This is a genomic window from Streptomyces sp. NPDC002838 (assembly GCF_040295365.1).
Classification (GTDB): domain Bacteria; phylum Actinomycetota; class Actinomycetes; order Streptomycetales; family Streptomycetaceae; genus Streptomyces.
This window is the reverse complement of sequence record NZ_JBEOVF010000013.1, coordinates 101965-122490: the sequence shown is the minus strand read 5'-3', so window position 1 is coordinate 122490 and position 20526 is coordinate 101965. Positions and strand designations below refer to the sequence as shown.

15 protein-coding genes are annotated in these 20526 nt (G+C 71.1%); 12 read left to right on the top strand and 3 right to left on the bottom strand.

The features are described from left to right. Window positions 1-9 precede the first annotated feature (9 nt). Complete coding sequence (locus tag ABT063_RS19125) at window positions 10-915, top strand: ADP-ribosylglycohydrolase family protein (RefSeq protein ID WP_351058528.1); 906 nt, start codon at window positions 10-12, stop codon at window positions 913-915. A gap of 295 nt (window positions 916-1210) precedes the next feature. Here ABT063_RS19125 and ABT063_RS19120 read toward each other — a convergent pair whose 3' ends face one another. Continuing rightward, entirely contained in the window at window positions 1211-2758 is a 1548-nt protein-coding gene (locus tag ABT063_RS19120) for an MFS transporter (RefSeq protein ID WP_351058527.1), read from the bottom strand. Window positions 2759-2944: 186 nt separating this feature from the next. On the opposite strand from ABT063_RS19120, the gene ABT063_RS19115 reads away from it, so the two are divergent. The 3 genes from ABT063_RS19115 (at window position 2945) to ABT063_RS19105 (ending at window position 5058) form a co-directional block, all read left to right on the top strand. Further along, complete coding sequence (locus ABT063_RS19115; RefSeq protein ID WP_351058526.1) at window positions 2945-3565, top strand: TetR/AcrR family transcriptional regulator; 621 nt, start codon at window positions 2945-2947, stop codon at window positions 3563-3565. Between the two features lie 81 nt (window positions 3566-3646). Then, window positions 3647-4348, top strand: coding sequence for a ribonuclease HII (gene rnhB / locus ABT063_RS19110; protein WP_351058525.1), 702 nt, complete (start codon window positions 3647-3649; stop codon window positions 4346-4348). A 68-nt stretch (window positions 4349-4416) separates the two neighbouring features. Then, window positions 4417-5058: a hypothetical protein gene (locus ABT063_RS19105; RefSeq protein ID WP_351058524.1), complete on the top strand. Its 642-nt coding sequence runs from the start codon at window positions 4417-4419 to the stop codon at window positions 5056-5058. A gap of 274 nt (window positions 5059-5332) precedes the next feature. On the opposite strand, the gene ABT063_RS19100 is transcribed toward ABT063_RS19105, so the two are convergent. Beyond that, a complete protein-coding gene (locus tag ABT063_RS19100) occupies window positions 5333-5968 on the bottom strand; it encodes a hypothetical protein (protein ID WP_351058523.1) in 636 nt (211 codons plus the stop codon). Between the two features lie 369 nt (window positions 5969-6337). Here ABT063_RS19100 and ABT063_RS19095 point away from each other — a divergent pair, with 369 nt between their 5' ends. Both ABT063_RS19095 and ABT063_RS19090 read left to right on the top strand, forming a co-directional pair. Next, complete coding sequence (locus tag ABT063_RS19095) at window positions 6338-8497, top strand: RecQ family ATP-dependent DNA helicase (RefSeq protein ID WP_351058522.1); 2160 nt, start codon at window positions 6338-6340, stop codon at window positions 8495-8497. 527 nt (window positions 8498-9024) lie between these two features. Further along, window positions 9025-10749, top strand: a complete 1725-nt coding sequence (locus ABT063_RS19090) for a DUF4192 domain-containing protein (RefSeq protein ID WP_351058521.1) — start codon at window positions 9025-9027, stop codon at window positions 10747-10749. Window positions 10750-11109: 360 nt separating this feature from the next. Here ABT063_RS19090 and ABT063_RS19085 read toward each other — a convergent pair whose 3' ends face one another. Beyond that, window positions 11110-11307: a hypothetical protein gene (locus tag ABT063_RS19085; RefSeq protein ID WP_351058520.1), complete on the bottom strand. Its 198-nt coding sequence runs from the start codon at window positions 11305-11307 to the stop codon at window positions 11110-11112. Window positions 11308-11362: 55 nt separating this feature from the next. Here ABT063_RS19085 and ABT063_RS19080 point away from each other — a divergent pair, with 55 nt between their 5' ends. From ABT063_RS19080 to ABT063_RS19055, 6 genes are all read left to right on the top strand, one after another. Beyond that, a complete protein-coding gene (locus tag ABT063_RS19080; protein ID WP_502990844.1) occupies window positions 11363-13549 on the top strand; it encodes a glycogen debranching N-terminal domain-containing protein in 2187 nt (728 codons plus the stop codon). Window positions 13550-13679: 130 nt separating this feature from the next. Further along, complete coding sequence (locus ABT063_RS19075) at window positions 13680-14438, top strand: NUDIX hydrolase (protein ID WP_351058518.1); 759 nt, start codon at window positions 13680-13682, stop codon at window positions 14436-14438. A 160-nt stretch (window positions 14439-14598) separates the two neighbouring features. Further along, entirely contained in the window at window positions 14599-16491 is a 1893-nt protein-coding gene (locus tag ABT063_RS19070) for an ATP-binding cassette domain-containing protein (protein WP_351058517.1), read from the top strand. A 160-nt stretch (window positions 16492-16651) separates the two neighbouring features. Further along, the gene (locus tag ABT063_RS19065; protein ID WP_351058516.1) at window positions 16652-17539 is read left to right on the top strand and encodes a FadR/GntR family transcriptional regulator; all 888 of its coding nucleotides are present in this window, start codon (window positions 16652-16654) and stop codon (window positions 17537-17539) included. A gap of 429 nt (window positions 17540-17968) precedes the next feature. Beyond that, the gene (locus ABT063_RS19060) at window positions 17969-19501 is read left to right on the top strand and encodes an RNA polymerase sigma factor (protein ID WP_351058515.1); all 1533 of its coding nucleotides are present in this window, start codon (window positions 17969-17971) and stop codon (window positions 19499-19501) included. A gap of 122 nt (window positions 19502-19623) precedes the next feature. Next, window positions 19624-20460, top strand: a complete 837-nt coding sequence (locus ABT063_RS19055) for a S1 family peptidase (RefSeq protein WP_351058514.1) — start codon at window positions 19624-19626, stop codon at window positions 20458-20460. Window positions 20461-20526 lie beyond the last annotated feature (66 nt).

Sequence of the window (20526 nt, the reverse complement as noted above, 5' to 3'; positions counted from 1 at the left end):
GGCAGGGCGATGACTGCTGACTCCTCTCCCGGCCGGCGCCTGGAGCGTGCCCTGGCCAGCCTGCGTGGACTGGCGGTGGGGGACGCGCTGGGCTCGCAGTTCTTCGTGCCGGTGAACTACCCGCTGTTGAAGAGCCGCGAGCTGCCGCCTGGCCCCTGGCAGTGGACGGACGACACGGAGATGGCCTGCTCCGTGGTCGCCGTCCTGGTCGCCCACCAGCGCATCGACCAGGACGCACTGGCCCGCTCCTTCGCCGAGCACCACGACTTCGACCGGGGTTATGGCCCCGCTGTCAACCGTCTGCTGCGGTTGATCCGGGAAGGCGGTGACTGGCGCGAGCTCGCCGCCGCTCTCTTCAACGGCCAGGGGTCCTGGGGCAATGGCGCCGCGATGCGGATCGCACCACTGGGCGCCTGGTACGCGGACGACCCGGAGCAGGCGATCCACCAGGCGGAGATCTCGGCGTACCCGACGCACCAGCACCGTGAGGCGGTCGTCGGCGCCATGGCTGTCGCCGCGGCCGCCTCGCTGGCCGCGGCTCCCGGCGGACCGCCCGGTCCGCAGGCGCTCCTCGACGGCGTTATCGCACTCGTCCCGAAGAGTGCCGTCGGCGCGGGACTGCGGCGAGCCCGGGACATGCTCGACTACGCCGACGCCGGCACCGTCGCGGCCGTACTGGGCTGCGGTCGGCGTACGACGGCCCACGACACCGTGCCCTTCGCGCTCTGGTCGGCCGCCAGAGCCTTGGGAGACTACGAGCAGGCGTTCTGGACGACCGCACAGGTCGGCGGTGACGTGGACACGACCTGCGCCATCGTGGGCGGGGTGATCGCCTCCGGGAAGGCGGGGAACCCTCCCGCTGAGTGGGCGGAGCAGTCCGAGGCGTTGCCGGAGTGGGTTCCGGACTCCGTCTGACACCTGACTGACCGCCCTGCCGCCCGACTGATCGCGACTCTCCGTGTGCGCTGGGAACCCTGCGTGACTGCACGGCCGTTGTCATGGTGTCCGCTGTGTGATCCATGAGTTCGCACAGACCGGTGACACACAAGAGGGCGCGCAGGAGGTGGTCATGCAGTACGTGCTGTGTCTGGCGATGCTGGCAGCCGTGGTGGCCGTGGTCGCCGGAACACGAATGACCGGACCGGCGTCCTCGCCCTCTGTCCCCCGGACGCGGTCCGGCCATCCGCTGCTCATCGGGCGCCGGGCCGAATCAGCCCAGGCCCGGACCCGCCGTGCCGGCGAGGGCCTCCAGGTCGCTCTTGCGAACCTTGATCACCAACCAGGCGGTGACCAGGGCGAGTACGGCCATCGCCGCGGCCGCGATGAAGCCCGTCGAGATGCCCTGGGCGAGCACCTCGTGCCCCCAGGGGGCGGGCAGCTGATGCGTCTGGGCGAATTCCGCCTTCTGCTCCGGCGAACCGTCGGCGAGGAACTGCGGCATCTGCTTCTCCGCCTCGTCCCTGCTGGCCGAACCGAACACCGTCGTCAGGATGGACAGGCCGAGCGAACCGCCCACCTGCTGCGTGGTGTTGAGCAGACCGGACGCCGCGCCCGCCTCGTGCTGGGCGACACCGGAGACCGCCGTGAGCGTCAGCGTCACGAAATTCAGGCCCATGCCGAAACCGAACATCAGCATCGGCCCGAGGACCCCGCCTGCGTACGAGCTGTCGGAGCTGATCAGGGCCTGCCAGCCCAGACCGATCGCCACGAGCGTCGAGCCCACGAGCATGAACGGTTTCGGACCGAGGACCGGCAGGAACCGCTGCGACAGGCCCGCGCCCAGGGCGATCACGACCGTCACGGGCAGGAAGGCGAGACCCGCCTTGATCGGGCTGTACCCCAGCACGTTCTGCACGAAGAGCACGATGTAGAAGAACATGCCGAACATCGCCGCGGCGAGGCTCAGCATGATCACGTACGTACCCGAGCGGTTGCGGTCGGCGAACATCCTGAGCGGCGTGATCGGTTCCTTGGCGCGGGACTCGATGAACGCGAAGGCCAGGAGGAGGACCACGGCGGCGCCGAAGGATCCGATGGTCAGGCTGTCCCGCCACCCCTCGTCCGCCGCGCGGATGAAGCCGTATACGAGGGAGGCCATGCCCGCTGTCGAGGTCAGCGCGCCGGCGACGTCGAAGCGGCCGGAGTGTCGCTCGGAGTCGCTGATGTACAGCGGTGTGAGCACGGCTATCAGCACGCCGATCGGCACATTGACGAAGAGCACCCACCGCCAGTCGAGCCACTCGGTGAGCATGCCGCCCGCGAGCAGACCGATGGCACCGCCGCCCGCGGAGACGGCGGCGAAGACACCGAAGGCCCGGTTCCGTTCCGGTCCTTCGGGGAACGTGGTGGTGATGAGCGCCAGCGAGGTGGGCGACGCGATCGCGCCACCCACGCCCTGCAGGACGCGTGCGGCCAGCAACTGCCAGGGCTCCTGGGCGAGTCCGCCGAGCAGCGAGGCGAAGGTGAACAGCAGGATGCCGGCCATGAAGACCCGGCGGCGGCCGAGGATGTCACCGGCCCGGCCACCGAGGAGCAGCAGACCGCCGAAGGTGAGCGTGTAGGAGCTGACGACCCAGGTGAGGTCGGTGGTGCTGAACTTGAGCGCGTCTTGAATGTGCGGGAGGGCGATGTTCACAATCGTCGCGTCGAGTACCACCATGAGTTGGCAGGCCGCGATGACGGTGAGCGCGATGCCGGGATGTCCCTCCCGACGGGCCGCACCTGGTTTCTGGTCCTGAATCAACTGAGAGGTTGTCACTATGGGTCCCCCACAAATGCGTTAGTGAACGATTGCGTTCACTGTCGCGTCAACGGTAGTGAGTCCCTCGTAGTGAACGCAATCGTTCACTCAACTTGTCGCCGGTCGATACGTCCCCCGTTGTTGCCGCCCGGCGTGCGCTCTGTCCCCGGAATCCCCGCTTCCCCCTTTGCTGGAGACGCTCAGATGGTTACCTCGCACTGGACGGCCGCCCCCGCTCCGGCCTCCCTCCGTCGACGTGGCGCCGTACTCGAACGCGCGATCCTCGATGCCGCTCTGGATCAGCTGAGTACGGTCGGCTGGAACGGCCTCACGATGGAGGGTGTCGCGGCGGGCGCCCAGACGGGCAAGGCTGCGGTCTACCGTCGCTGGCCGTCCAAGGAGGACCTCGTCGCGGACGCGCTGCAGGCCGGGCTTCCGCCCATCGAGGAGGCGCCCGACCTCGGCAGCGTGCGCGAAGACCTGCTCGAGCTGTGTCGGCGGACGCGTGAGGGGATGTTTTCCCGCCCTGGTTTCGCGCTCCGCGCGGTGATTCACGAATGCGATCCAGCTCAGGCGGAACGCTTCCATGGCGTGATCTTCGAAGGAGTCGTCGAGCCGACCATCAAACTGCTCCGTGAGGTCGTCACCCGTGGAATCGAGAGGGGAGAGGTGCGACCCGATGCCGCCAACGGCTACGTCTTGGACGCCATTCCGGCGATGATGATGTACCGCTCCAAGCTGTGCGCGAGCGAATGGGATGATCGGGATCTCGAGGAGATGATCGACCAGTTGATGCTTCCGCTGCTGCGGTCTGCCAAGGGGTGATCGAGGTGGGCGGAGCCCGTGCAGCCGTTCGGGGAACCGGGGTGTCGGAGAGTGATCCGGTCGGCGTACGCTAAGGGCGCCATGCCGTACGAACCGCCTACTCACACCGTCGAGCGCTCCCTTCGCGCCACGACCGGAGCGAAGATCATTGCCGGTGTCGACGAGGTGGGGCGCGGCGCTTGGGCCGGCCCCGTCACCGTCTGCGCGGCGATCACCGGACTGCGCCGGCCCCCTGAGGGCCTGACCGACTCCAAGCTGCTAACCGTCAAGCGGCGCACCGCGCTCGCCGAAGCGCTGCGGACGTGGGTGACGTCCTACGCCCTGGGGCACGCCTCTGCGGAGGAGATCGACGAGATGGGGATGACGGCCGCCCTGCGGATCGCGGCGGTGCGTGCCCTGGAGGCCCTGCCCGTCTGTCCCGACGCGGTGATCCTCGACGGGAAGCACGACTATCTCGGGACGCCCTGGAAGGTCCGCACGGTGATCAAGGGCGACCAGTCGTGCGTGGCCGTCGCGGCGGCCTCCGTGATTGCCAAGGTTCAGCGCGACAAAATGATGGCCGAACTGGGTATCGACCATGCAGACTTCGATTTTGCGGCCAACGCCGGGTATCCGTCGCCCGTGCACAAGGCCGCACTGGCGGAGCGGGGACCCACCCCGTACCACCGGTTGTCGTGGGCGTATCTTGATGCGCTGCCCCAGTGGCGGCACCTCAAGAAGGCCCGCAGCTGGGCGGACGGAAGCGTTCCGGAGATCGAGGGTCAGCTCGGCTTCGATTTCTGACGATTCCGCTCGCACTCATGTGCCACCCGCCGACGCGAGCCGTACCAACGTTTGATAAATATCAGCTCATGCCTCTCATTCCCGAGGAGCCTCAGATTCACGAGAGTGCCCAGGGTCCCCGCGCCACTCCGGCCAGCGGCCGTACCGCGCCGACCCCCCGTCCCGTACCAGGCCCCCGCCCTGCGGCTCACCCGCGCCCCGGTCGCCCCGGCCCTCTGCGGCCCGCGCCGCCGGTGCAACGTACGCCGCGTGACGTGGCCGTGGCCAAGCCCGAACCGTCGGGCCCGGCCGCCCCTGTCGCCCCCGCTCCGGCTGCGGCGAGCCCGCAGATCCAGCTGATCCCGGCCTCCGCCGAGGGTGCGCTGGATGCTGCCGAAGAAGCCGTCGACCTGCTGTTGGACTCGGGCCGCGCCCCCGGGGACGTGCTGGTGATCACCACCGGCGAACAGCACCCGTGGGCCGCCCACGAACTGTCCTTCGGCGAAGCCTCCTACTGGGCGCAGCACGACGCGGGCGACGACGTCTTCTACGCGGACGCCGCCGTGGCGTCCCGTGCGGCGTCCCGTCCCGTGGTCGTGGTCGCCGTCAACGGCGGTCCCGACGCGGCTGCCGCCGACGCCCTGCCGTTGGCACATGCCCGGGCCGGTGCCCTGTTGATCGTCTGCGGTGACCCGCAGCAGATCAACTCGGTGCTCGGCGCCGGCGTCTGAGCCGCGTCCGGCACGTCCTGGGGACACCGGGGTGACGAGAGGTGCCGCCGTGGCGGCACCTGCACGGCGGACGTTCCGGCGTGCGCGCGTCCAGACGGCGGCGCTTCGGGCGCGGAGCCGGGGTGGCAGTGTGCGTGCGCATGGCTTGGCAGTTCCCAGGAGCGCGCTCGGCCGCCGTGTGGTCAGTCGTAGAACCTCGGACGTGCGTCACGCACCGCATGACGGTGTCGGGCGAACGGCGCGGCGCACGGCCGGCGCTCGAACACGCTCGGTGTCAGCGAGCCGCCGCGCGGCGCAGGACGTCTGAGACGGCTCCGCCCGTGCGCGGAGGCGGGGGCGGGGCCTCGGACAGGGCGAAAGGCTCCGGCGCGGAATCCGCGTTCGGACGGCGTCCGCCGCGACCCTCGCCCAGGACCTGCCAGCCGTCCCGCGTCAGTGTGATGTACGCCCCGCAGCGCAGCCCGTGCAGAGTGCAGGCATCACGCAGTCCCCACATCCATGCGCCGTCCTCCTCCGTCCAACGCGCGTCGCCCTCGCGGCAGTAGAGCAGCACGGCGGTGCGCACCGGTGTGCGGCGCCGCAGGTCGTGCGGGATCACTCGGCGCAGCTGCGCGAGCAGCACGTTGCGGAACATCCAGCCGTCCGCCGGCGCCGGGCGGCGTGTGAACGAGGCGCTCGCCCGCAGCCGCTCGTCGGGGTCGAGGACCGCCACGATCGCGGTCGCCGGCTGGGGACGGTGCCGTGAGTGCAGCCCGCTGACGACCTCGCGGGGATTGCGCAGCAGAGGGATTCCGGCGGCGGCCCACTCCGCGGGTTCGAGCATGCGGGACAGAGGATTGGCGGATGCGGCGGACAGATCGGCGGGCGACGACGTCGACGCCGCGGAGGACGGAGCGAATCCGAAGGTCACGGTCCTCCCTTCGGCTACGCGCCCACACTGCGGGCGGGGTCGGATTCGGGGGAGCGCACACCGCAGCGGAGCCCTACCGGACCACGGTGAGCCGTGCGGGGAGCGGACTTCAATTCTTCCTGTCGAACTTGGTTGCGGCAACGAGCAATTGGGCCTACCGACCCTTATCGGACGGTTGATGTCTTATATCCCTACCCGGTGGTCAGGAGGCGACGCATGGGACGTTCGAGCAGGACACGTGCGTACGCCGTCGCCGGTCTGTTCCGTGCGTGGGCGTCATGTCGTCGGCAAGCGGTGGACCATTTGTGAGCTGATTGTCACGCTGGGTGAAGTGGCCGATTGTCGGTGCCGTCGGGTTGCATGGGGGGCATGGACGATCTGGAGCTCCGCACCGAAGCCGATGTCATCCTCGCTGAGCTCGTCGGTGACCCGGGGGGTTCCGCCCGGCTGCGGGAGGATCAGTGGCAGGCGGTGGCGGCTCTGGTGGAGGAGCGTCGGCGGGCCTTGGTGGTGCAGCGCACCGGCTGGGGCAAGTCGGCGGTGTACTTCGTCGCCACCGCTCTGCTGCGCCGTCGTGGATCCGGCCCGACGGTGATCGTGTCGCCGTTGCTGGCGCTGATGCGCAACCAGGTCGAGTCGGCGGCGCGGGCCGGCATCCGGGCGCGCACCATCAACTCGGCCAATCCGGAGGAGTGGGACGCCATTTACGAGGAGGTCGAGCGCGGTGAGACCGACGTTCTCCTCGTAAGTCCGGAACGCCTTAATTCTGTGGATTTTCGCGAGCAGATGCTGCCCAAGCTCGCGGCCACGACCGGTCTGCTGGTGGTAGACGAGGCGCACTGCATCTCCGACTGGGGCCATGACTTCCGGCCGGACTACCGCCGGTTGCGGGCGATGCTCGCCGAGCTCGCCCCCGGCGTGCCGGTGCTCGCCACCACCGCGACCGCCAACGCGCGGGTCACTGCGGATGTGGCCGAGCAGTTGGGTACCGGTGCCGGTGAGGCTCTGGTGCTGCGCGGCCCGCTCGAGAGGGAGAGCCTGCGGCTGGGTGTCGTCCAGTTGCCGGACGCCGCGCACCGCATGGCCTGGCTCGCCGAGCACCTGGACGAGCTGCCGGGCTCCGGGATCATCTACACGCTGACGGTGGCCGCGGCCGAGGAGGCCACCGCCTTCCTGCGGCAGCGCGGCTTCCGGGTGGCCTCCTACACGGGGCGCACGGAGAACGCCGACCGGCTGCAGGCCGAGGTCGACCTGCTGGAGAACCGGGTCAAGGCGCTGGTCGCGACCTCGGCGCTCGGGATGGGCTTCGACAAGCCGGACCTGGGATTCGTGGTGCACCTGGGCTCGCCGTCCTCGCCGATCGCCTACTACCAGCAGGTGGGGCGTGCGGGTCGCGGTGTGGCCCACGCCGATGTGCTGCTGCTGCCGGGCAAGGAGGACGAGGCCATCTGGCGCTACTTCGCGGACACCGCCTTCCCGCCCGAGGCGCAGGTCCGCCAGACCCTCTCGGCCCTGGCCGGTGCGGGACGGCCGCTGTCGGTGCCGGCCCTGGAGGCGGCGGTGGATCTTCGCCGCAGCCGGCTGGAGACGATGCTGAAGGTGCTGGATGTCGACGGGGCGGTCAAGCGGGTGAAGGGCGGCTGGACGGCCACAGGCGCCGACTGGGTGTATGAGGCCGAGCGCTATGCATGGGTGGCGCGGCAGCGCGCGGCCGAGCAGCAGGCCATGCGCGATTACGTGAGCACCTCCCAGTGCCGGATGGAGTTCCTGCGCCGACAACTGGACGACGAGGGGGCGACCGAGTGCGGCCGTTGTGACAACTGCGCGGGCGCCTGGGCCGATTCCGCTGTTTCGGCGGAGACGTTGACCGGGGCGGCCAAGGAACTGGATCGCCCGGGGGTGGAGGTTGAACCGCGCCGGATGTGGCCGACGGGGATGCCCGCACTGGGCATCGAGCTCAAGGGCCGTATCCCGGCCAAGGAGCAGTGCTCCACCGGGCGTGCTCTGGGGCGGCTCTCGGACATCGGCTGGGGCAACCGGCTGCGCCCGCTGCTGGCCGAGAACGCGCCCGACGGTCCGGTCCCGGACGAGGTCCTGCGGGCCGCGGTGGCAGTCCTCGCCGACTGGGCGCGCTCTCCGGGCGGTTGGGCGGCGAATGTCCCGGATGCCTCTGCCCGGCCGGTGGGAGTCGTCGCCGTACCGTCCCTGACCCGCCCGCAGCTGGTCGGTTCCCTCGCCCACGGGATTGCGACCATCGGCCGCCTCCCTCTTCTGGGCACCCTGACGTACACCGGGCCGAGCGGTGCGCACGCGGCACGTCGCAGCAACTCCGCCCAACGCCTCAGGGCGCTGTCCGGCGCCTTCACCGTCTCTGAGGAGCTGGCCAGTGCCCTGGCGCGCTCTGCAGGCCCCGTCCTGCTCGTGGACGACTACACCGACTCCGGGTGGACCCTCGCCGTCGCCGCCCGCCTGCTTCGCCAGGCGGGCGGCGAACAGGTTCTCCCGTTGGTCCTCGCCGCGGCCGGCTGAGCTTCCCCGACCCGTGGGTGCGACCGCACTCGTTGCCTCTGTGGTGGTGGGGCGCGCGCCAGGAAGTCGATTCGACGATCACCGGCGTGACTCCTCCTGCCGCGACCACTCATCCAGACGATCGAGCACCGTGTCCCGGTAACGCCTCGCCGTCCACACCTGCAGGCCGAAGATCCGGATCTCCTTGCCGGTTTCCCGTCGCGTACCGAGAGTCCGCCAGTGCTGGACGCGGCGACCGAGCTCGGCGGAACGCGACCGCAGGCTGCCGGGACCGACACGAGCTCCCCCGCTACCTCGGCCTGGATGTCTCCCAGTCGACGGTCCGGCGTTGCGCATGAGCGAGAGCAGCGGGGAGACGATCATGGTCGGCCCCGCTCCACGCTTGCGGAGCAGAGCGGTCGGCACGAAGTACACCGCGGACTTGCCCAGTCCGTGCGCCGCACGAGGGCCGGGCATACTGACGTGTCCCTGATCGGACTTATCCACAGGCCGAAGCGGAACTTCGTGATCCGCGAGATCGTCGGCGCATGACGAATCACAGCGAAACGACTGGATCCTCCGAGAACGGCGACATCGGCGGACGAGACGGATACGAGGCGCACGATGGCTCCGGCTCTGGAAGCGGACGTCCCGGTGTCGCCGCCGAGCACGTCGAGCGCGTGACATACGACGCCCACGGAGGCGAGCACCAGGTCACCCTGCGCACGCCGGCCGAACTGGCCGACGCCCTGCCGTACCTGCTCGGGTATCGCCCCGAGGACAGCATCGTCCTGGTCGCTCTCCACGACCGGGGCGGGCGAGGCCGGTTCGGCGGCCGGGCCCGGCTCGGCATTCCGACGAACGAGGACGACTGGGCCTCCGCGGCCCGACAGTTGGCCCACGGCTTGATCACGGGCAGCGAGCGGAGGGGCGCCAAGCCCGAGCAGATCGTCGCCTACGTCTGCCAGGAGCCGGCCAAGGGCGAGACGGGGCAGCAGGTCATGCAACGGCTGGCCCAGCTTGCCGGGTTGCTGCGCACGGAGTGCGGTCGGCTCGACGTGCCCGTGATCGAGGCGCTCTGTATCTCCGACAGCCGCTTCTGGTCGTACTGTTGCCCGAGCGAGGGCTGTTGTCCCCCCGACGGACTGCCGATGGGTCTGCCCGGTACGTCCGTGTTGGCTGCCGCTGCGACCTACGCCGGGCTCCAGGTGCGTGGCACACTGCGCGAGTTGCGGGCCAGGCTGCTGCCCTGGGAGACCGCCGCCGCGCTGGAGCAGGAGATCGTCCTGGACACCACCAGCATGGCGCAGGTCCCCAGGATGCTCGACGCCTCGGGTCGGGTGGGCGTGGCCGAGGAGGCCATGGAGCTCGCCGGGCGGGTCATGACGCGGTTCGCCGAAGCACCGCCCGTCTCCGGCGCCCTCCAGGCGGATCTGAGTGACGACGAACTGCTCGAACACGAAGAGGCGGCCACGCTGATCCTCGCCCTGCAGGACCGCTCGACCCGTGACCGCGCGGCCGAATGGATGGAGGCCGACGAGGCCGGCCCGGCTCTGCGTCTGTGGCGGGCCTTGGCCCGCCGTTGCGTCGGGCCGTACAGCGAACACGCGGCGGCTCCCCTCACCCTCGTCGGCTGGGTCGCATGGTCGTCCGGTGACGAAATCGAGGCCCGAGAGGCTCTCGCCATGGCCCTGGGCGCGGATCCTGACTACCTCTTCGCCCGCCTCCTGCACCAGGCCTGCAACGAGGGCCTGGACCCGGAGTCGATCCGCCGCTGCCTGCGCGCGGAACGCGAGCAGCGGGCCGGTCGTTCGGGGACGGCGGGTGCCGGACCGGCGGGCGAGGGCCGGGAGGTCGACGAGCCAGAGGCCGCCGCATCGAGGCAGGCGGAAGCAGCGGCGTCGACGCGGCAGGAAGCCGGAGCGCGGACACAGCAGGATGAGGCCGGTGCCGGTGCCGGTGGAGACCATCCGGTATCCGCACCCGAAACGCCCCGGCGCCGCCGACGGACACGTTCAAGTGGCGGTCCGGACGGCCGCCCTCGCTCCGTGGAACCGGGAGGACGACCGTCGGGGGCAGACGAATCCCACGCGCGTACCCGTCCGGCGGCCGGGACGCGTCCTGGAGCTACGAGGGCCGGCGGCACGCGTCCTCGCCCCTCGGGGGCGGAAGGCGGGCGGCCACGTCCTTCGAGCAAGGCCGACGCACGTCGGCGCGGTTCCTGCCCGGGTGCGGCGCGGCCGGGAGGTGACGCCACCGAGGGAGAGGCATGAGTACCTGCCCGAGGACGGGCGGTCACGTGCCGTTGGGGGATGCGAAGGCGGGTGTGAAGCGTGGTCGGGTGCCGTAGGGATGCGCGAGGCGCGTGTGAGGCGTGGTCGGTTCCGTCGGGAAGCGGGCATGGCCGGGGGTGGTGGGGCGTGACCCGGCACGGTCGGGAGGTTGTTCGATGGGTGTCCGGCTTGATCGAGCGCGGTCGGGCGGCCCGTCGGCGGATGTGGCTGCCGCACTCTCTGCCCCGCCGCCCTGCGGTCGGCTTCCGCGGCCGTGGGCGTGACCCCGAAGAGGTCCGCCCCGTTCACCTGAGTGGCGGAACGTCTGGACGGGCCGTGCCGCCGTACCGCCCTTGTCCCTCAGGAGTCCCGCACCCGGCGCCGACCACGCCCGAGGCCCACAGAGCGCAGAGGAAGCCGCCCCTTGTACCAGCCGACTCCGCCCTCCGCCGCCGACGACGACAGCCCTGCGCTCGACAGACCCGCGCTGTCCTGGAGGAGAGGCACCAGCGCGCCGACACAGGTGCCGAGCACGAAGCCGACACCGATGTTGAGCACGAAGAAACCGTACGAGCCGAGGCTCACGAGCGGCGCCGACCGGACCGCGCGGACGATGGAGTACGACCCCCGCCGGGCTCCGGGGCGGAATCCGGACCGGCCCACTCCTCCCGGCCGGCATCCGTCCGCGCCCACGGGGCAGAGTCCGGCCCTGCCCACGGGCCAGCGGTCCAGCACCGCACCGCCGACAGCCCAGGACCGTCCCCCGTCCCTGGTCACCGAACTCTCCCGTCGGCCGCCATCCGCCTCGCCGGGCCACCTGCCGTCGATCCCGCCCCCGGCGTCCCGCAGCTCGGCCGACCTGCCGCCGGTCCACGCCGCACTCATCTGTGTCGCGCTGCCCGGCCTCGCCATCTCCTCGGAGCAGGGGCAGCTGACAGGTCACGGCTTGGAGGGGTTCTACCGCGCGGGTCGACGTGTGCTCTCCCGCTGCCAGGTCCGCGTCGCCGGACGCGAACCGGTCGCCGTGCAGGCCCGGACGACCGCGGCGGACCGAGCCCGCTTCGTGGGAACGCTGCGCGCCTCCCCAGGCTCGGGCCCGGACCCGGACGTCGTGGTCGAACGCACGCGTCACGCGGACGGCACGGAACGCATCACGCTGCACAGCGCGGCCCCCCGCCCGCTGCGCCTGCCGGTGGAGGTGGCACTCGCCACGGACCTGGCCGACCTGGGCGCGATCGCGTCGGGCCGCGCGGGACCCGAACTGTCCGCCAGCGTCCACGACTCCGGCCTGCGCTGGACTTGCGCCGGGGGAAGCGCGTCGGTCACGGCCGACCCGCCGCCCGCCGACGCACTGGCCTCCGCTGGACTGCTGCGCTGGGAGTTCGAACTGCTTCCAGGCGGCACGGCGAGCGTGGAGCTGCGGGTACGGTCGGACGGCGCGGGACCCGTCCGGGCCGTGGGGCGTGCGGCGACGAACCCCCTGGCGTCGGCACGGGCTACGGGCGACCATCCCGGAGTCGGGGCGCTGTTGCACACCGGCATCGAGGACCTCCAGGCCCTGTTGCTGCGTGACCCGGGGCACCCCGCCGACACCCACCTCGCGGCGGGAGCGCCCTGGCGCTGCGGCATGGCACCGGCCGAGGCGCTCGTCGCGGCCCGGATGACGCTGGTTCTCGGAACCAGGCTCGCGGTGGGCACACTGCGCACCCTCGCTCGTACGCAAGTCCAGGGCCCGGGCCCGCGGTCCGGCATGATCCCCGGTCCCCGACGGGACGCGGGGCCGCATCTGCCACCCGGTTGTACCGGCACGGAGGCAACCCTGCTCTTCCCCGTGCTCCTCGCGGAGGCCCGCCGATGGGGCCTCCCGGAGCACGAGACGGAGGAGTTGCTGCCGGCGGCCGAGCGGTGTCTGACCTGGTTGCGGACGACCGTGGGCGAGGGGCCGTACCTGTGCGACCCGCAGCCCGGCGGACCCGTCCGCTGCGAGACCCAGGCGTATGCCCACCGGGCCGCGCTGCTCGGCGCCGACCTGCTCGACGCGTTCGGGAGGCCGGGCGGCACCGGGCTGCGGCAGTGGGCCCGGGAGCTGCGGACGGCGTTCCGCGAGGACTTCTGGGTCGAGGACCGCTGCGGAGGCCGGCCGGCGGCCGCCCGGGCCCCGGACGGGCGCCTCTTGCCGCAGCTTGCCGCCACCGACGTCCATCTGCTCGACACCGGGCTGCTGGGCGCGGGCGAGCAGGCACCCGGGCTGCTCGACCGGGTGCAGACGGAACAACTCGCCAGGTTGCTCGGAAGCCCGGCCATGGACTCCGGGTGGGGCCTGCGCGGGCTGGGCGCCAAGGAGGCGGGATACAACCCGTTCGGCCACCGCGCCGGTGCCGTACGGGTCCAGGAGACGGCGGTCGCCGTCGCCGGCCTGTCCGCCGCGGGGTACGAGAAGGAGGCCAGCTCGCTGCTGCGGGGCGTACTGGCGGCGTCCGAGAGCTTCGGCCACCGGCTCCCCGAGATGTACGCGGGGGAGCAGCGCACCGACGGAAGCGCCCCGCTGCCCCATCCGGCGGCCTGTCGGCCCTCGGCCACGGCGGCGGCCGCCGGCGTCCTGCTGCTGACCACCCTCGCGGGAATCCGCCCCGACGCCCCGGCCGGGACGGTCACGCTGCGCCCGATGCGCAGCGCACCTCTGGGGGAGATCGGCCTGACCGGGCTGCGGGTCGCGGGCACCCCGTTCTCCGTGCGGGTCAGCCGACTCGGCCTCGCCATGGTCGAGGAGGCGGCCGACGGGCTCCAACTGGGAGTTTGACCTCGTATGACACGGCACCGAACGGAGGCGGGCCGCCGGCTGTGAACTCCGGCCGGAGCGAAGTGGATCAGCTGCCGACGCAGTCGACGAAGGGAGTGTTTATCGTCAAGCAGACGACTATGATCGCCGCATGCCCTACGACCCGTCAGCCTTTCCGCCCTTCGCCGTGACCGTGGACCTGGTCGTGCTGACCGTGCGCCGCCATGCCTTGTGTGCGCTGGCGGTGCGCAGGGGCGAGCCGCCGTTCCAGGGGCGCTGGGCGCTGCCCGGGGGCTTTGTACGGGCCGACGAGGATCTGGCGCAGGCCGCGGCACGTGAGCTGGCCGAGGAGACCGGACTGCGTGCCCACGACCCGGCCGTCCCCGCCCAGGACAACGGTGCCCACCTGGAACAGCTCGCGACCTATGGCGACCCCAAGCGTGATCCCCGGATGCGCGTGGTCAGCGTCGCCCACCTCGCTCTCGCCCCCGACCTGCCCGCTCCCCGGGCGGGTGGCGACGCCAGCAACGTACGCTGGGCACCCGTGGACGAGTTGTTGCAGCAGGGCGGTTACGGCCGCGACGGCGAACCGGTCGCGCCGCTCGCCTTCGACCACGCACAGATCCTGGCGGACGGCGTGGAACGCGCCCGCTCCAAGATCGAGTATTCGTCGCTGGCCACGGCGTTCTGCCCGCCCGAGTTCACCGTCGGCGAGCTGCGCCGCGTCTACGAGGCGGTGTGGGGCGTGGCGCTCGACCCGCGCAACTTCCACCGCAAGGTCACGGGCACCCCGGGCTTCCTGGTCCCCACCGGTGGTACGACCACCCGCCAGGGCGGCCGCCCGGCCCAACTCTTCAGGGCCGGCGGCGCCACCCTGCTCAACCCACCGATGCTGCGCCCCGAGGTGTGACACCGGAAGACGCGCGGGGACGCCCGAACGACTCGCGGCCGAACCGCGAACCGCCCCGCGCTCCGAACAACGAACAGGGATCCGACCGCAGCGCTCGACTGCTGCGATGCGAGCCTTGCGGTACCGGAAAAACCGGACATAGCACGCTATCTTGCTGTGGGTGATCCAGGCCTTCGGACTGACCAGCAACTCCCGCAAGGACCTTCCGCCCGCCGTCGACGACGTGTCCTTCGAAGCGCACGCAGGCCGTGTCACCGTGCTCCTCGGAGCACAGGGCGCGGGAAAGACGACGGCGCTGAGGCTGATGCTCGAACTTCAACAGGGCCGGGGCATCACCTACTTCAGAGGCCGCCCCTTGCACCGCATCGCGCAGCCCTCGCGAGAGGTCGGCGTGCTCCTGGGTGACGTGCCGGGGCATCCCGCCCGCACCGTCCGCGGCCATCTGCGCATGCTGTGCGCCGCGGCTGGTGTCCCGGTCCGGCGTGCCGACGAGGTACTGGAGGTGGTCGGCCTCGTCAGCCTGCGCGACGAACGCCTCGCCACTTTGTCGCGCGGCATGGACCGCCGCCTCGGTCTGGGCTGCGCCCTGCTGCCGGACCCGCACACGCTGCTGCTCGACGATCCCGCCGACGGGCTGTCCAGCCGCGAAAGCCAGTGGCTGTACGGCATGCTTCGTGCGCACGCGGACCAGGGCGGCACGGTCCTGTTCACCACGACCGATCCCAAGGAGGCCGCACGCGCCGCCGACCGGGTGGTCACGCTGGAGAAGGGCAGACTCGTCGCCGACCAGGAGGTCGCGGAGTTCGCCCGCACCCGGTTGCGCCCCCGCGTCGCCGTCCGCAGCCCGCACGCGGTACGCCTCGCGGCCCTGCTCACCAAGGAGGCTCGCACCACCCGGCGCTCCGTCGAAGTCGTACGGGAGGGCGGCAACCGTCTGTCCGTGTACGGCAGTACATGTGCCGACGTCGGCGAGACGGCCTTCCGGCACGGCATCCTCGTCCACCAACTCGCCGACGAGATCGGAGACATGGGGCCGGTTGCGGAGCCCCTCTCCTCGGACAGGGCAGACACGCCAGGCGCACGCCAAGGGACGCAGTCGGCGGGCGACACGGAGCGGGAAGCCGTCCCGTCGCAGGCGACCGGAGAAGCCGGCACGCCCACGTCCGCGCCCAAGGGCACGAGCGAGGGAGACGCTCATGCCCAGCGGCGCGCCCGCTCCGTCGAAGCTCTCGAGACCGCTGATCCGCTCGCCCCCCTCCCGCCCCCCATTTCCGTCCGCTCCGCGCCCAGCCCCTTGCGCCCGCTGCGCTACGAGCTGCGCCGCGCCGCCGGAGTCGGCACCGGGTTCGTCACCGGTGCCGCCGTCCTCGTCACCTCCGCCCTCACCGCCGTACTTCTGGCCGGTTTCGGCCACACCCCGCAGCCTCGTCTGCTGGCCGCGTGGCCGCGGGAGCTTCCGCTGCCGCCCGCGGCGCTCGGCGCGGGACTGCTCGGGGCGCTCGCCTTCGGAGACGAGTTCCGCCACCCCGCCCTGGCGGCGGACCGCGGCACGGTGCCCCGTCGGCTTGGGCTGCTTGCCGCGAAACTCGTCGTCGCCGCGGCCACCGCGCTGTTGCTGGCCGTCCTCACGGTGGGCTGCGACGCCGAAGTGCTCTATCTCGTCTACGGACGGGAGCTCGCGGAGGTTCCCGCCGACTGGTTGTCGCTGAGTGCCAGTTGGACCGGGCTCGTGATCGGGTGCGCCTGGGCGGGTGTGCTGGCCGCGGGCGTCTTCCGGTCCACCGCGGCCGGGCTCGCGGCGGTGGTCGCCGTACCGATCCTCGTCGTACCCCTCGTACAAAAGGTCTTGGAGGGTCCGTCCGTGCGGACGGCGGCCGGATTTCCCGCGCGGATGCGCGAGGTGCTCCTGCTGCAGTGGCCCTTCGGCGGAGAGCGCTATTTGTCCGCTGTGGCACGTGTGCTCGTCCAACCCGTGGGCGGCGCGCTGGCGTTGTCGCTCACCGCCTTGCTCAGCGCATACCTGCTCACGACCATGCGCAGCAGGGCCCGATGACCGCCGCACGCCCTTCCGTTCCCGCCCTGCGCGCAACTTCCCGGGGAAAGCCCATTTCTTTCCGATAAGGCGTCAATTGCCATGGGGTGAGCGATCACCCTTTCGTGTGCTTTTCACCAAAGACCTCAAGGGAGTTGGAGACCGCGCCGACAAAGGATCCGTGACTACCCTTGCGCACACCATGATGACCACCGCCCGTTCCGCAGACTCTGGCCTCGCCGGCCCGGGCGAACTCGACCGCTACCCCTACGCCGAGGCGCCGGCCGCCGACCGCGTCGGAGCCCCTGCCTGGGAGGGCGCGGACCCGGAGCTGGGCCGCGTGGGCCGACGCGCCGCCGGAAGTCGCGGACGCGGGCTGCACGGCCAACTCGTCCAGCAGCTTGGCCAGATGATCGTCTCCGGTGACCTGGGAGCCGACCGGCCGCTGGTGCCCGAGGAGATCGGCCAGCGCTTCGAGGTCTCCCGCACCGTCGTCCGTGAATCGCTCCGCGTCCTGGAGGCCAAGGGCCTGGTCAGCGCCCGCCCGAACGTCGGAACGCGCGTGCGCCCCGTCAGCGACTGGAACCTCCTCGACCCGGACATCATCGAGTGGCGGGCCTTCGGGCCGCAGCGCGACGACCAGCGACGGGAGCTGAGCGAGCTGCGCTGGACGATCGAGCCGCTCGCAGCCCGCCTCGCCGCCGGGCACGGGCGCGGGGACGTCCAGCAGCGGCTCGCCGACATGGTCGGCATCATGGGCCACGCCATGGGGCAGGGCGACGCGCTCACGTTCTCCCGCGCCGACGCCGAGTTCCACTCCCTGCTCATCCAGGTCGCGGGCAACCGCATGCTGGAGCACCTGTCCGGGATCGTCTCGGCCGCGCTCCACGTCTCCGGCGGCCCGGTCACGGGCTGTGACCGGCCGAACGAGACGTCGCTGGCCCACCACGGGCGGATCGTCGACGCCCTCGCCGCCGGCGACGGCGCGGCTGCCGAGGCGGCCATGCGCCAGCTGCTCACCGTCCATCCCGAGGTGGAGCGCGGGGTGCCCGCGCCGCGCGAGCACTGACCGCGTTCCGCCGGCGGCGCGGCCGGGGATGCCGTCCTCCTCCTGCGGCATCGCTCGGTCGGCGAACCGCCTCCCCGTCGGACCCCGCAGGATTCTCAGGAATCCTGCGGGGTCCGACGGCACAATGAGGTGGTTGGTCCGCCGGAGCGCCCAGGTCGGGACGGCAGCTGACCCCTCTTGCCCATGCCTGATCGCTTTTGATCCATTATGGGGTGTGACTCGGGCCACGCAGATTGGGCGTAACGCTTGCGGGAGCAGCGCGATGACCTAAGAGGTGACAGCCGCGGAGGGAATACGGACGCCACAAAAGGCGCTGTGCATCTTCCCGGCCCCCGCCCGCGCCGTCGGCCCACCCCCAGGCCGGTGGTCGGCTCCTGTCCGCCGTGGACGGGGCCGGAAGCCGTTTTCCAACGTTCCGAGAGGTTGTTCGTGTCGGCCAGCACATCCCGTACGCTCCCGCCGGAGATCGCCGAGTCCGTCTCTGTCATGGCGCTCATTGAGCGGGGAAAGGCTGAGGGGCAGATCGCCGGCGATGACGTGCGTCGGGCCTTCGAAGCTGACCAGATTCCGGCCACTCAGTGGAAGAACGTACTGCGCAGCCTCAACCAGATCCTCGAGGAAGAGGGTGTGACGCTGATGGTCAGTGCCGCGGAGCCCAAGCGCACCCGAAAGAGCGTCGCAGCGAAGAGTCCGGCCAAGCGCACCGCCACCAAGACGGTCGCGGCGAAGACGGTGACCACCAAGAACGCCACCGCCACCGCCACTCCGGCGGCACCCGCCGCCGAGCCCGCCGTCGAGGACGAGGCGCCTGCCAAGAAGGCCGCCGCCAAGAAGACGACCGCCAAGAAGGCGGCCGCGAAGAAGACCGTCGCCGCCAAGAAGACGGCGGCCAAGAAGACGACCGCGAAGAAGGACGACGCCGAGCTGGTCGAGGAAGAGGTCCTCGAGGAGGCCAAGCCCGGCGAGGAGCCCGAGGGCACGGAGAGCGCCGGTTTCGTGCTCTCCGACGACGACGAGGACGACGCGCCCGCCCAGCAGGTCGCCGCCGCCGGCGCCACCGCCGACCCGGTCAAGGACTACCTCAAGCAGATCGGCAAGGTCCCCCTGCTCAACGCCGAGCAGGAGGTCGAGCTCGCCAAGCGCATCGAGGCCGGTCTGTTCGCCGAGGACAAGCTGGCCAACGCCGACAAGCTGGCGCCGAAGCTCAAGCGCGAGCTGGAGATCATCGCCGAGGACGGCCGCCGCGCCAAGAACCACCTGCTGGAGGCCAACCTCCGCCTGGTGGTCTCCCTGGCCAAGCGCTACACCGGCCGCGGCATGCTGTTCCTGGACCTCATCCAGGAGGGTAACCTCGGTCTGATCCGCGCGGTCGAGAAGTTCGACTACACCAAGGGCTACAAGTTCTCCACGTACGCCACCTGGTGGATCCGTCAGGCGATCACCCGCGCGATGGCCGACCAGGCCCGCACCATCCGTATCCCGGTGCACATGGTCGAGGTCATCAACAAGCTTGCGCGCGTGCAGCGCCAGATGCTCCAGGACCTGGGCCGCGAGCCCACGCCGGAGGAGCTGGCCAAGGAACTCGACATGACCCCTGAGAAGGTCATCGAGGTCCAGAAGTACGGTCGTGAGCCGATCTCGCTGCACACCCCGCTCGGCGAGGACGGCGACAGCGAGTTCGGTGACCTCATCGAGGACTCCGAGGCCGTCGTCCCGGCCGACGCGGTCAGCTTCACGCTTCTCCAGGAGCAGCTGCACTCCGTGCTCGACACCCTGTCCGAGCGTGAGGCGGGCGTCGTCTCCATGCGCTTCGGTCTCACCGACGGTCAGCCGAAGACCCTCGACGAGATCGGCAAGGTGTACGGCGTCACGCGTGAGCGCATCCGCCAGATCGAGTCCAAGACCATGTCGAAGCTTCGCCACCCGTCGCGTTCGCAGGTGCTGCGCGACTACCTCGACTAGGTCGCAGTCGTACGACATCGAAGGCCCGGGTCCCCGAGAGGGGCCCGGGCCTTCGTGCTGCGGGCCACGGTGCTCTGCATGACTCTGGGTGTCCGATCATCACCCCGGAGTGAGGAGCACGCATGCGTTGTCGCATTGCCCGGGTGCTGGCCCGGCCGCTGGTCCTGGCGGCCGCGGCGGCGGCCATACCCTTGGCGTCCGCTGCCCCCGTGTCCGCCGACGGCATCGTCGTGGGGGGCTTCCCGGTCGACGTGTCCGAGAGCCCGTGGACGGTGGCGCTGTCCAGCCGTGACCGGTTCGGGGGTACGCGCGCGGGGCAGTTCTGCGGCGGTGTCGCGGTCGGCCGGACCACCGTGCTCACCGCGGCGCACTGCCTGGAGGAGGACGTTCTGGGCGTGCCGCCGGACAGCGTCCGCGACCTCAAGGTGATCGCGGGACGCACGGACCTCCTGTCGGATCGGGGGCAGGAGATCCCCGTACGGGACATCTGGGTGAACCCGACCTACGACGGTGTGACCAGCTCAGGGGATTTCGCCGTGCTCAGCCTCGCCGAGCCCGTGCCGCAGAACTCGGTCATCGCGATGGCCACGGCCGGCGATCCGGCCTACACGCCGGGGACGGCTGCCGTGGTGTACGGCTGGGGTGATGTCACAGGAGCCGGTGACTATGCGCGCGGTCTGCGCGGGGCGCAGGTGCACGTGCTGTCCGATGCCCCCTGCGAGGAGGCGTATCCGGGCAGCAGCGACGGCACGTACATGTCCGACACCATGCTGTGTGCCGGAGAGCAGGAGGGCGGCCGTGACGCCTGCCAGGGGGACAGCGGAGGGCCGCTGGTCGCTCGAGGGAAGCTGATCGGACTCGTGTCCTGGGGGAGTGGCTGCGGTCGTGCGGGCAGCCCTGGTGTCTATACGCGCGTGTCCGACGTCCTGCGGAGGCTTGGTTGGGACAGCGCGGCCTGAGGACCGCACGAGGGTCTCTCACGGAGGCTGAGGGGTTTCGCGGCCACGAGCAAGGGCGGCTTCCCC

Bases quoted from the DNA above. Each gene is read 5' to 3' on its own strand.
- rnhB (WP_351058525.1), top strand. From the start codon at position 3,647: ATGCCGTACGAACCGCCTACTCACACCGTCGAGCGCTCCCTTCGCGCC.
- ABT063_RS19055 (WP_351058514.1), top strand. From the start codon at position 19,624: ATGCGTTGTCGCATTGCCCGGGTGCTGGCCCGGCCGCTGGTCCTGGCG.
- ABT063_RS19125 (WP_351058528.1), top strand. From the start codon at position 10: ATGACTGCTGACTCCTCTCCCGGCCGGCGCCTGGAGCGTGCCCTGGCC.
- ABT063_RS19080 (WP_502990844.1), top strand. From the start codon at position 11,363: ATGGAGTACGACCCCCGCCGGGCTCCGGGGCGGAATCCGGACCGGCCC.
- ABT063_RS19075 (WP_351058518.1), top strand. From the start codon at position 13,680: ATGCCCTACGACCCGTCAGCCTTTCCGCCCTTCGCCGTGACCGTGGAC.
- ABT063_RS19090 (WP_351058521.1), top strand. From the start codon at position 9,025: ATGACGAATCACAGCGAAACGACTGGATCCTCCGAGAACGGCGACATC.
- ABT063_RS19095 (WP_351058522.1), top strand. From the start codon at position 6,338: ATGGACGATCTGGAGCTCCGCACCGAAGCCGATGTCATCCTCGCTGAG.
- ABT063_RS19105 (WP_351058524.1), top strand. From the start codon at position 4,417: ATGCCTCTCATTCCCGAGGAGCCTCAGATTCACGAGAGTGCCCAGGGT.
- ABT063_RS19115 (WP_351058526.1), top strand. From the start codon at position 2,945: ATGGTTACCTCGCACTGGACGGCCGCCCCCGCTCCGGCCTCCCTCCGT.